This window comes from Flavobacterium sp. K77, from assembly GCF_021608205.1.
In the GTDB taxonomy this organism is placed as follows: Bacteria; Bacteroidota; Bacteroidia; order Flavobacteriales; family Flavobacteriaceae; genus Flavobacterium; species Flavobacterium turcicum.
In genome coordinates, this window is record NZ_JAKIHO010000001.1 from 386883 (window position 1) to 399601 (window position 12719).

General features: G+C 35.8%; 9 protein-coding genes. 3 read left to right on the top strand and 6 right to left on the bottom strand.

What is annotated here, in order from left to right; genetic code table 11:
- Positions 1–26: 26 nt before the first annotated feature.
- Together L1S34_RS01760 and L1S34_RS01765 are read right to left on the bottom strand one after the other, a co-directional pair.
- Positions 27–2651, bottom strand: a complete 2625-nt coding sequence (locus L1S34_RS01760) for an MGH1-like glycoside hydrolase domain-containing protein (RefSeq protein ID WP_236362449.1) — start codon at positions 2649–2651, stop codon at positions 27–29.
- A 425-nt stretch (positions 2652–3076) separates the two neighbouring features.
- Complete coding sequence (locus L1S34_RS01765) at positions 3077–5494, bottom strand: efflux RND transporter permease subunit (RefSeq protein WP_236362451.1); 2418 nt, start codon at positions 5492–5494, stop codon at positions 3077–3079.
- 195 nt (positions 5495–5689) lie between these two features.
- Between L1S34_RS01765 and L1S34_RS01770 the strand changes: the two genes are divergently transcribed.
- From L1S34_RS01770 to L1S34_RS01780, 3 genes are all read left to right on the top strand, one after another.
- Positions 5690–7960 (top strand): cation:proton antiporter, encoded by a 2271-nt coding sequence (locus L1S34_RS01770; protein WP_236362453.1) that lies wholly within the window; start codon positions 5690–5692, stop codon positions 7958–7960.
- Position 7961: 1 nt separating this feature from the next.
- Positions 7962–8291: a DMT family transporter gene (locus L1S34_RS01775; protein WP_166132870.1), complete on the top strand. Its 330-nt coding sequence runs from the start codon at positions 7962–7964 to the stop codon at positions 8289–8291.
- A 111-nt stretch (positions 8292–8402) separates the two neighbouring features.
- The gene (locus L1S34_RS01780; RefSeq protein ID WP_236362455.1) at positions 8403–8708 is read left to right on the top strand and encodes a YbjQ family protein; all 306 of its coding nucleotides are present in this window, start codon (positions 8403–8405) and stop codon (positions 8706–8708) included.
- 351 nt (positions 8709–9059) lie between these two features.
- Here the strand turns inward: L1S34_RS01780 and L1S34_RS01785 are convergent, their stop codons facing one another.
- The 4 genes from L1S34_RS01785 to frr all read right to left on the bottom strand — a co-directional run bounded on the left by L1S34_RS01785 (position 9060) and on the right by frr (position 12680).
- Positions 9060–9530 carry a hypothetical protein gene (locus L1S34_RS01785; protein ID WP_236362457.1) on the bottom strand — a complete coding sequence of 157 codons (471 nt, stop codon included), beginning with the start codon at positions 9528–9530 and terminating at the stop codon, positions 9060–9062.
- Positions 9531–9827: 297 nt separating this feature from the next.
- Positions 9828–10283, bottom strand: a complete 456-nt coding sequence (locus tag L1S34_RS01790) for a hypothetical protein (RefSeq protein ID WP_236362459.1) — start codon at positions 10281–10283, stop codon at positions 9828–9830.
- Between the two features lie 5 nt (positions 10284–10288).
- Positions 10289–11542, bottom strand: coding sequence for a T6SS effector amidase Tae4 family protein (locus L1S34_RS01795; RefSeq protein WP_236362460.1), 1254 nt, complete (start codon positions 11540–11542; stop codon positions 10289–10291).
- A gap of 574 nt (positions 11543–12116) precedes the next feature.
- Positions 12117–12680 (bottom strand): ribosome recycling factor, encoded by a 564-nt coding sequence (gene frr / locus L1S34_RS01800; RefSeq protein WP_236362463.1) that lies wholly within the window; start codon positions 12678–12680, stop codon positions 12117–12119.
- Positions 12681–12719 lie beyond the last annotated feature (39 nt).

Here is a 12719-nt window from a genome sequence, read left to right on the forward strand (position 1 = left end):
GGAATTTTTAGTTTAAAAGTAGTTTTTTACAAATTGCTTTCCATTTCTAGAATGAGGTTGGCAATCAAAGCCGTCCAGCCCGTTTGGTGCGAGGCGCCTAAACCACGACCGGTATCTCCATCAAAAAACTCATAAAACAAATGTTGATTTTTGAACTCTTCTTCGTTCTTAAACAATTGGTTGTGGTTTTCTGAATGGTAGCGGAATTTTCCATTTTCATCACGTTCAAACAACTTGATAAGTCTTTTGGTCAACTCATTTGCAATTTGATTTAAATTCAGTTTGTTACCCGATCCTGTCGGAAACTCATAACGGTATTTGTCACCATAGAAAGTGTAATATTTGCGCAACGATTGTATAATCATATAATTGAGCGGCATCCAAATAGGACCACGCCAATTTGAATTGCCACCAAACATACCAGATCTGCTTTCGCCAGGTTCGTACTGAATTTTATGATGGCCATTATTGCCAAAAACAAAAGGATTGTCTTTGTGGAATTTAGAAAGTGATCGAATACCAAAGTCGGATAAAAATTCATTTTCATCCAAAAGGCGAATTAAAAGATGCTCCAATCTAAAGCCGCGCATGATCGAAAACATAAAGTTTCCGTCTTTGTTCGCTGTTTCTAAATTTGAAATTAAGGAAGCCAAATCAGGTCGCGTACGAATGATTTCGTTGGCTCTTTTCTGGAAATCTTTTAGCTGTTCAAATAACTCTTTGTTCATTATTTCGACAGCAAATAGCGGAATCACTCCTACAAGCGAGCGTACTTTTAAGCGTTCGGAGCCGCCGTCTGAGAGTTCAACCACATCGTAATAAAAATTATCTTGATCATCCCAAAGCGACAGGTCTCTTTTACCAATGTGGTGCATGGCCCAAGCAATATTTAAAAAATGCCTGAAAAACTTAGCCGATATGTCTTCGTAAATTTTGTTGGTTTTGGCCAGTTCTAAACTCATGCGCAACATGTTTAACGAAAACAGCGCCATCCAGCTAGTGGCATCGGCTTGTTGCATTTTTTTGATACCTTCAGGCATGTGGTTGCGATCAAAAACGCCAATATTATCTAGGCCAAGGAAACCGCCTTCAAATAAATCGGTGCCGCTTGTGTCTTTTTGATTGACCCACCAGGTAAAATTGACATTCAGTTTTTGAAAAGCCGTTTCTAAAAATTCTGTGTCGGCTATTCCAGTTCGCTTGAGGTCTTTTTCGTAAACCGTCCACACTGCCCAAGAATGCACGGGCGGATTCACATCGCTAAAATTCCATTCGTAAGCAGGAATTTGTCCGTTGGAGTGCATGTAGCTTTCTTGCAATACTAAAAGTAGTTGTTGTTTGGCAAAATGCGGATCAATTTCTACAAAAGAAGCCATGTGAAAAGCTAAATCCCAAGCGGCATACCACGGATATTCCCATTTATCGGGCATGGAAATGACATGACGGTTGGTTAAATGTTTCCAACTACTATTACGTTTGTCGTGACGGTTAGGTGGCGTTTCACCTGGTCCGCCGTACAACCATTTAAACACGTCGTAATAATAAAATTGTTTGGTCCACAATAAACCTGAGAAGGCACTTTTTGCAATGGCCTGCTGTTCTTGCGGCAAGTTTGAACTAATTTTAGAGTTGTAAAACGCCTCACATTCTTCTTTTCGAGAATTCACAACCGCGTCAAAGTCGGCCCATGGTTCGGCTTTTGGTGTTTTACTCAAACGTATTTTAATGCTTTTTTCTTCGCCTGCTGCTAAATCAAATTGTTGCCAAATAGCGGCTTTGGTTCCAAATAATTCCGGATTTACGGTAGGTTCAGCATGAATTACGTGGTTGTTAATGCCGTCTTTTACATAAGGATATTCGTTGGCAACCCCGTAAATGCGTTCGTTATTGGTTTCGTTTTCACAAAAAAGTTGTGTTCCTTCCTGATGGTATAAATAATAGGTTTCAATGCGCGAGCTTGTTGTTTCGATAGTATTGTATCCTATACTTTTCATTGATGGGCGCGGGTGCCTGTCGTTGTGTTTCCAGAAATTGCGGTACCAAAGATGTGGCAAGACGTGAATTTGAGCTGTTTGAGTGCCTCGATTTACAATGGTTACTTGCATCAAAATATCATCGACATCGGCTTTTACATATTCAATGAAACAATCAAAATAAGCATTGTCGTCAAAGCTATTGGTATCTGTTATTTCGAATTCTGTTTCTTCGCGGCTGCGTTGGTTTTTTACAATAAGTTCTTCGTACGGAAACTCGTTTTGCGGGTATTTGTACAAGTATTTGTTGTACGAATGCGAAGGTGAAGCCACTTGATGAAAGTATAGTTCTTTGACATCTTCGCCGTGATTACCTTGATTATTGGTTAAACCAAAAAGACGCTCTTTGATGATAGGATCTTTTCCGTTCCAAAAGGCGGGAGCCAAGCAGAGTATTTCGCGAGAGTCACAAAACCCACCGATGCCTTCCTCGCCCCAACGGTAAGCATTACTTCGGGCTCTATCGTGGTTGATAAAGTTCCATGCATCCCCGTTTTGGCTGTAGTCCTCGCGAACTGTTCCCCATTGTCTTTCGGCTAAATACGGTCCCCATTTTTTCCAATTGCGGTAGTTATCAGGAACGGCTAATTTTTGTTCTTCGGAAAGGTGCTGCGACATAGTAAAAAATCAAATTAGTAGTGTGCTTCAAAAAAAGTAAAGGATAATCGTAGGACGTTAGAAGCTTGCTTTTTTTGAAAATTGTGTTGGCGTAAAAATAAGACTTATTTTGTAACCGAACGAAATCAGGGGTTTACAATTGTTTAATTGCCCGCCATTAATTGGTTTCTTTAGTTAAGTCGTAAAAATAGGGTGCTGAAATTATTTATTTTTATTGAAGTGCTAATAAAAACAGAAGTACTTTAAGTATCGGTGTTAAAATAGTTCTACCTCAGATTCGATTCTCTTGGGAGAAAAAATCTTTTCTTGCGCAAGTAGTGTACAATGCAACAGTTCCTAGCCCGGATAGCAGTGGAAATCCTTCCTGTTTTTGCTAAAAAACAGGAAGATTGTAATGGATAGCCGGAAATAGCTCCTGATGAATTTTATTTTTTTGAGGTTAAATCGTCAATTTCTTCATCGGTTGGTTCGATAATATCAATTTTTGGTTCGATAAAATCTTGCTCGTTGGCCAATGTTTTGTTGAGTGTAAGCACCAAGGCTGGTAACAACATTAAATTGGATAACATTCCGAATAACAGTGTCAACGAAATCAATCCTCCAAGGGCAATTGTTCCGCCAAAACTAGACAACATAAATACCGAAAACCCAAAGAAAAGCACGATCGAGGTGTAGAACATACTCAAACCTGCATCTGTAAAGGTGGCGTAGACTGATTTGCGAATTTTCCAGTTATTTTTCTTTAATTCCTCTCGATACTGAGATAAGAAACGAACGGTATCATCGACTGAAAGCCCGAACGCAATTCCAAAAACTAATATCGTTGACGGCTTAAGCGGAATGTCTAAAAAGCCCATCAGTCCTGCAGTAAGCATGAGCGGCAAGAGGTTTGGGATGATAGAAACCAGTACCATTTTGAAGGAACGAAACATGAACGCAATTAAAAGCGCGGTAAGTAAAAAGGCAAAAGCCAGCGATGACAATAAGTTGTCTAGCAAATATCCAGTTCCTTTTTGAAATACAAGAGCTTTTCCGGTTACGGTTACGTTGTATTGGTTTTCAGGGAAAATTTTAGCTGCTTTTTTCTTGATTTCGGCTTCAATTTTAGCAATTTTATCGCCGCTTTCGTCTCGCATGAAAGTTGTAATTCGGGCATATTGACCAGAATTATCTACGTAACTTTTCATGAGGTTGTCCTTTGAATCTTTGGTCGCATTTTTGACATACGATAAGATAAAGGATTGCTCTTGCGAAGATGGTAATTCGTAATACGCGGGATTGCCATTGTAATACGCTTGCTTCGAATATTTGATTAAGTTTACAATAGAAATGGGTTTTGACAGTTCAGGAATTTCATCAATTGCTTGCTCGAGTTCGTCCATTCTTCGCAGGGTAGAGAGTTTCATGACTCCTTTTTTGCGTTTGGTATCAATCATGATTTCGAGCGGCATGACACCATCAAATTCTTTTTCGAAGAAAACGATGTCTTCGAAAAAGGCTTCTTTTTTAGGCATGTCTTCGATAAGGCTGCCAGAAATACGCATTTCGTAAATGCCAATAATACTAATTACCAATAATGAAATAGCAACAACATAAATAGAGAAACGGTTGTACTTTACGTTGCGTAAAATCCAACCCATGAATGATTTTACATAGTCTCGATCCAAGTGCTCGATGTGGCGCTCTTTTGGAGCAGGAATGTAACTGTGAAAAATAGGAATCACAATAATACATAAAAAGAAAAGTGCCATGATGTTGATGGACGTCACCACGCCAAACTCTAACAACAACTGATTATTTGATGCCACAAAAGTAGCAAAACCAATGGCTGTGGTAAGATTTGTCATTAGTGTTGCCATACCTACTTTGGTCGTAACGCGTTGCAAAGCTTTCGCTTTATTGTGGTGGATTTTATATTCTTGATGGTATTTATTGGTCAGGAAAATGCAATTTGGGATACCAATTACGATGATTAGTGAAGGCACTAAAGCCGTTAAAACAGTAATTTCATAATGCAGCAGTCCTAAAAATCCGAACGACCACATTACACCAATAATCACAATAATCATCGAGATTAAAGTGGCTCTAAAACTCCTAAAAAAGAAAAAGAAAAGCAAAGAAGTAACCAAGAGCGAGGCACCAATAAAGATGCTAATTTCGTCGGTGATCGTCTTTGCATTGAGGGTTCGAATATATGGCATGCCCGAAACACGAAGGTCGATTCCAGTTTCTTTTTCGAATGTTTCAACGGCGGGAACGAGTTTGTCTAAAATAAAATCTTTTCGAGCGGCGGTGTTTACAATTTTCTTATCCATGTAAATGGCAGAACGAATACTTCCAGAACGCTTGTTAAACAGTAAACCTTCGTAAAACGGGAGGTCGTTAAAAAGTTCTTTTTTTATTTTCTGGAGATAGGCTGGGTCAAGAGTTTTTGACTGCTCAACAAAAGGAATTAATTCAAAAGTTTGGAGCGAGTCGTTTTTTTGTAATTTTTTTAAATCATTCAACGACACGACCAAATCAACGGCTTTGTCGCCTTTAAGAGTATTCATCATTTTACTCCAAGCGGCAAAAGCTTTTGGGGTAAAAATAGCTTTGTCTTGTACGCCAATGATGACAAGATTTCCTTCTTCGCCAAATTTGTTGAGAAAGGCATTGTACTCAATATTAACAATATTATCGTCTGGTAATAAATTAGCTTCGGTAAAAGTAAAATGGATGTTTTTCCATTGTGAGGCCAAAAGTGCTGTTATTGCAACAATAATAGACAGCATTAAAATTCTATTTCGAAGGACTACACGGGCAATTAATTCCCAAAATCCTAAACTAAACCACTTGATCATAACTTACATTTAACGGGCGCAAAGGTAGTTAAAACCACTTTGAATCGTTAGTTTAAGGCTAAAGATTTGCTCGTTTTACCCAAACATTAAGTTTTTATTTTGTTTTTAATTTAAAAAATAGAATAAAATAATAATGATATATTTGACTTAGTTGTGGCGAGGAAAAACCAAACCCCAAAAACTATTTTTTTTGCTATGAAGAAGTATAAAAACACTATTTTCTATTTGATTGTAACAGGTTGTTTTTCAGTACTTATGTATTGGATTATAACAAAAGGAAAATTATTAGAAGCAACAGAAGTCATTGAAAAACCCGCTAGTGGCAAGGGTTCTTGGGCTGATTTTTTGACCTCCATGCAGCATAGTTTTCAAGAACCTTTGGCTATATTGTTGGCGCAAATTGTGACCATCATTTTAGTAGCTCGTTTTTTTGGATGGGTTTTCAGAAAAATAGGGCAACCTTCTGTGATTGGAGAAATCATTGCAGGAATTGTGTTGGGGCCGTCTTTGTTAGGAATGTATTTTCCGGAGTTCTCGGCGATTTTGTTTCCTGTTGCTTCTTTGGGTAACTTAAAGTTTTTGAGTCAAATTGGTTTAATTCTTTTCATGTTTGTGATTGGGATGGAATTGGATTTGAAAATATTGAAAAATAAAGCTAACGAAGCCATCGTCATCAGTCATGCGAGTATTATAATTCCTTTTGCACTCGGAATCGGATTAGCCTATTTTGTTTACAATCAGTTTGCTCCCGAAGGCGTGACGTTTTTGTCTTTTAGTTTATTCATGGGTATTGCTTTGAGTATTACTGCTTTTCCGGTTTTGGCCCGAATTGTGCAAGAACGAGGCATTCATAAAACCAGGTTAGGAGCTATAGTAATCACTTGCGCTGCCGCGGATGATATTACTGCTTGGTGTATCTTGGCAGTTGTAATTGCCATTGTAAAAGCGGGTAATTTTGTAAGTTCATTATATATCATCTCACTCGCGGTCTTGTACGTGGTAGCTATGATTTATGTAGTAAAACCATTTTTAAAACGTATTGGTGATTTGTACGGTTCCAAAGAAAGCATAGTAAAACCTGTCGTTGCTATTTTCTTTTTGGTACTTATTATGTCGTCTTACGCGACCGAAGTGATCGGGATTCATGCGCTTTTTGGTGCTTTTATGGCGGGTGTTATTATGCCTGATGTTCCAAAATTCAGAACTATTTTTATTGAAAAAGTAGAAGACGTTGCGCTGATACTTTTGCTTCCGTTGTTCTTTGTATTTACAGGTTTAAAAACTGAAATTGGTCTTATCAACGATCCTTATTTATGGAAAGTTACAGGCTTTATTATTTTGGTAGCTGTTGTTGGTAAATTTCTTGGTAGTGCTCTGGCAGCAAAGTTTGTGGGGCAATCGTGGCGTGATAGTTTTACAATTGGCGCTTTAATGAACACCAGAGGATTGATGGAGCTAATTGTTTTGAACATTGGTTTGGAACTGAAAGTGCTAACACCAGAAGTTTTTACCATGATGGTAATTATGGCCTTGGTTACGACCTTTATGACTGGTCCAGCGCTCGATTTGATTAATTTTATATTTAAAACTAAAGATAGCGCAGAGGTTTTAGAGCCTATAAACGATAATAAATACCGCGTTTTGATTTCTTTCGGTAATAACGAAAAAGGAAAATCCTTGTTGCGATTGGCGAATAGCTTAACCAAACGACAAAAAAACACCTCTAGTGTTACCGTGATGCACTTATCTCTTAGTGATGAGGTGCATACCTTTAATATGGAAGATAAGGAAAAAAACAGTTTCCATCCTATTGTTGAGGAGTCTCAGGTACTCAAACAGGAGATCACTACGATTTTTAAAGCCACTACAGATATTGAAACTGAAATTGCCGATGTGGCCAATCAAGGCGACTATGATTTGCTGTTAGTAGGACTTGGAAAATCTATTTTTGAAGGTACTATTTTGGGTAAAGTAATTGGTTTTACTACTCGAATTATAAATCCAGATCGCTTAATTGATAAATTTACGGGTAAAGAAGGTTTGTTCGAAAACTCTCCGTTTGATGAGCGAACGAGACAAATTATTTCTAAAACCAAAATGCCAATTGGGATTTTAATTGACAAAGATTTACAAGAAGTGCAAAATGTTTTTGTACCTGTTTTTAGTACCGAAGATGCTTTTGTGATTGATTACATCCAAAAATTGATTTACAACAACAATTCTAAAGTGATAATTTTAGATGTAAATGGTCATGTGGCTACTAATTTTGTAATGAATAGTGCCGTAGATTCTTTAGAACAAAAACATCCAAATAATATCAGTTTGATTACTGAAAAAACCATCAAGAAAGAGTTTTTGGCTCAACAAAATTTGATGTTAATTAGTCTCGAAAGCTGGAAACAGCTGGTTGATTCGCGTAGCGTTTGGCTTAGCGGAGTACCATCAGTATTAATTGTAAAACAATAACATGAATTGGATTTTGTTGATTATTGGTGGCCTGTTCGAAGTAGGTTTTGCAACTTGTTTAGGTAAAGCCAAAGAAAGTACCGGTACGGCAGCAACATTATGGTTGCTCGGCTTTTTGGCATGTTTAACAATAAGTATGGTATTGCTTTATAAAGCTACGCAAACGTTACCTATAGGAACCGCATACGCAGTTTGGACTGGGATTGGCGCAGTGGGAACTGTATTGGTGGGTATTTTTGTATTCAAGGAACCAGCTGATTTTTGGCGTCTGTTTTTTATTACCACCTTAATTAGTTCTATCATAGGATTGAAATTCGTTTCAAGTCATTAGTGATTTTTAAATTTTATTGGTTTAAGATTGTCATGTTTTGGATAACTTACGTTAAGTACAGTGTAATTCCTGCAATACAACATACTTAACCAATTATAAACCAAAACGATTATGATTCTAACCACAACCAACTCTATCGAAGATTATAAAATTCTCGAATACAATGGCATTGTTTCAGGCACTGCTATTAACATACAAAAAATGGGTTTGACTTTTAGCATGCAAAAATACTATGACGGTATTGCTGAGAGTATCGCAGAAGTGAGAGAAAAGGCTTTTGCAAACTTACAAGCAAATGCTGAAAAAATGAATGCCAATGCAGTAGTAGGAATTCAAGTAGATGTGGAGCTAAAAAGCGGAGAAGGTTTAATCACTGTAATGATAACAGGAACTGCAGTGAGTGTGGTTAAACGCTAGAGTATTACTTTTTTTCTAAACGAGTTTAGCTTTAATTATATTGAACTACTAGCTACTTAAAACTATAAAAAAACCGCCTCATTTTTCAACAAGGCGGTTTTTAAAATATTTGTAAATCAGATTTACACCTTCATTATTTCAGCTTCTTTAACTACTAACAATTCATCAATTTTTTTGATAAAACAATTGGTCAAGTTTTACCTCCGGCTGACGCGAGCGTCACTCTTGTGAATATAATACATATTTTAACATATTTTAATTTTTAAACACTATCATAAGCCAAAATTATATCAAAACATAACAAGCCTCACGAGCGGGGAGTCTATGCTAAATCCGATTATGTGGTGTATTTTATTTTACAATTGCATGTTCTTTGTACGCTCTTTTTGCAATAGAGTCTAGTTCTCTGCTCGCAAAATAGCATAAACACGTTTGTGAAATATGTTTTTTGTTTTTAGAGAGCTCATCATCATAATATTCAGCATTTGGTAAGGCTTGTATTATTTTTTTACTATCTGATTTAATTTTAGGCCACAATGTTATTGGAATATTATCAGCATTAATGAAAGAGTCTTCTTTTTGAATTAATTTAAAAATAGAATCATTTTTATAGCCCTGAAATAAACAATCAAAAAAGGCATTTTCTTTATATTCTATTACCCAACCGTTTATGGGTCTCGGTTTATTTTTTGAATATCCTGGATAAAAAAAGGCGTCTCCATAATAAGTATTGAGGTCTGTGCTGCCTTTAATGCTTGAACAAGAAAATATCGCTAAAACAACCCCTGTCGCTAAAACTGTTTTTACTATTCTAATATCCATATATCAATTCTTTGTATTGGTAAATTAAAAAAACAATAAAATGGGCAATTTCCAAAACCTTTACTATCGGTAAATAAAAGATCTGCATGGCCAGAAGCCCCTTTTTTATCGTATTCTTCAGTAGTTATCATGGAATATATACTATATATATATTTTAATTTATTTGGAAAATCTTCACCGGCTGATGCGAGCGTCTCGCTCGTATTTACAATTTATATTATAACACTTTAATTTTTAGACTTACAATTTATAAAAAGCAACATTAGTATATTTCTAAAACTAATTTAAATAGGACTTCTAGTTTGTTAGTAATGATTCTTTTTTGCCTCTTAAGTATTCCTTGTAAGCTTTTCTAGCAATCGAATCTAACTCTCTACTAGCATAATAATTCAAACAACTGGCACAAATATAATTTTTTTTTGCTTCTTCAATTTCTTCTGCTTCAGTGCAATCATCACAATGTGGGAAAATTGGTTTTGGCATATTTTTTATGACATTTGTTGCTAAACTGTCAATGCTTTTTATGTACAAGAAAGGTTCATATGGTACAAGTAGGTCTTTTTTTGCTATTAATTTAAAAACCTCATCATCTTTATAGCCTTTTCTTATGCAGGTAAGAAAAATATCTGTTTTATACATATTGATCCATTCATTTTGATTTTTACCAAAATGATATTCAAATTTATTCCTTTTGTATGTTGTACATGACCATAAAACACAACCTATGACAATTATAACTATTTTATTTTTCATTTTTTTTATTTTAATATCCAGACATCAATATAATCAACAGGTACGAAATTGTTTTTCTCATCAAAGAAATGACATTTAATTCTACAATCTCCTTCTTCTAATATGTCAGCATGCCCAGTTCCCCACGTCCCATGGATTTCAGGTCTTGAAACCATTGAGTAAATACCATCACTTCCTATATCTTCCATTAATTTGGGAAAATTTCCACCTTTTACACCTCCTTGAGCAGCTGTAAAATGGCGATAATTTGCGGGATTTGTCCCAAATGTTTTGCGCATCCATTCATTCAAAGCTTTAGCATTTATAATTAAATAATTACCGTCTTTGTCTTTAATTGTATTTTTAAATCCTTTTTTACTATCTGGGATAAAAGGAATTACAATTCCACATTTGATTAATGCAATTGAAACACGAATTGCACAAGTGTTTAGTTTTTTTCCTTTTGCAATAACATCATTATATATTTTTAGGACATCTCCGCCTAAACTGTTGCAAAGTGTTCCTCCATCAGTATATTTTAAAGGCATTGCACTTTTAAAAGCAGCTAATGTTGGCAAATTCTGTGGTGGGAAGGTCAAGTTAGGATCTTCCCAAAAAGCGGTATCATACTCACCATCTTGACCTTCGGATGTTCCCATAAACCAGTTTTCGAACTGCTCCAATGTAACATCAGAGTTGTCATTTAAAAATTTTATTGCAAAATTAGCAAACGCTTTACTTTCAGGCGAAGTATTCTCTAAATAATAATTAAGTACTGCACTATATTTATCATGATTAAGAGTTGCCCATTGTTGTTGCTCGTCTAATAAATCAGCCCAAAATGTGGCAGCAATTTGTGCTTTTTGCAATATGAGGTATGATTGTGGATCACTTAAATCAAATAAGTTAGGGTCTATAACGTATCCACTAGGATCTTCATAAATAGGGCCACCGCCTCCGCCACCGCCTTGGGTGCCACCGCCTGTATATTCTTCAAAAGCTTCAACTGCTTGACCTGAAACAGAAACTCTATACGAGCTGTAACTTACACAAGCATTGCAGTTGTCACAGTAGGTAGCTGTACAATCTCCTGTTCGTGTGCAATGCCTGTTTTCTACAAATATAGTGGTGTAACCAGTGCCAGTAGTTGTAGCTCTTGCAGAGTGGTTATTGTTGCTTTTTTGGAATGGATTTGATTGATAAATAAGTCTCATTTTACCTTTAAATTGCTCTGAACTACCACTAATTAGGTCTTTTAAGTTTTGTTTTGAGGGCATCATTTCAATTATTGTAGTTTCCCAAACGCCATTTTTATTATGCACAATTAGATTAAAAATACTATTTGATGTTATTATTTTGGGAATAATTTTAAAACTATACGTTATTTGGTGTTGTACTACACATTGTTTTATGTACGAAGTGTCAACAATAAATTCTTTGAAAATTTTGTGATTTTGGAAGTTTGTTTTGCCTTTAAAATTTAAGGATTCATTAGGTAAGTTAATCGTTTTTTTAAATTCATGTAATCCAGTCCTGCTTTTAAAAGTTTTGAATGAAATTTCATTTTTTGAGGTTCCTTCAACTGTATTTTCATTAAAATCCAAGGTATCTTGCGAGCAATTACTCAGTGTTAAAGCAATAATTGAAAAGATAAATAACTTACGAACGTAGTTCTTCAGTTTGTTTGTTTGTTTGTTTGTTTGTTTGTTTGCATATTTTTTTTTTGGTTAATTAATAATTATAAAAATAGCAATACACTTTAGGTTGCACAATACCCACTTTTGGTGATATTTACCATAAAAAAACCACCTTGTTTTATCAACAAGGCGGTTATCATATATTTGTAAATCAGGTTTACACCTTCATGATTTCGGCTTCTTTTACCACTAATAGTTCATCAATTTTTTTGATAAAACTGTTGGTTAAGTTTTGAACCTCTTCTTCGGCACCTTTACAAATGTCTTCTGAGGTACCGTCTTTTTCTAATTTTTTGATTTCGGTGTTGGCATCTTTACGAGCATTACGAATACCAATTTTAGCATCTTCAGCCTCTACTTTGGCTTGTTTGGCCAATTCTCTACGACGATCTTCGGTTAAAGGTGGAACGCTGATGATTACTAAATCTCCATTGTTCATTGGGTTAAAGCCCAAATTAGCTATCATGATGGCTTTTTCAATTGGGTGAAGCATGCTTTTTTCAAACGGCTGCAACGTAATCGTTCTCGCGTCTGGCACACTGATTTTTGAAACCTGTGACAAAGGCGTAGCTGCTCCGTAATAATCAACAAAAACACTTCCTAACATAGCAGGCGATGCTTTTCCGGCACGGATGTTTAAAAATTCTTTTTCTAAATGCGCAATAGAACCCGCCATTGATTCTTGTGTGCTATCTAATATAAAATCAATTTCTTCAGTCATAATTTTAATTTTCAGTTTTCAGCAACAGTTTTCAGTTTT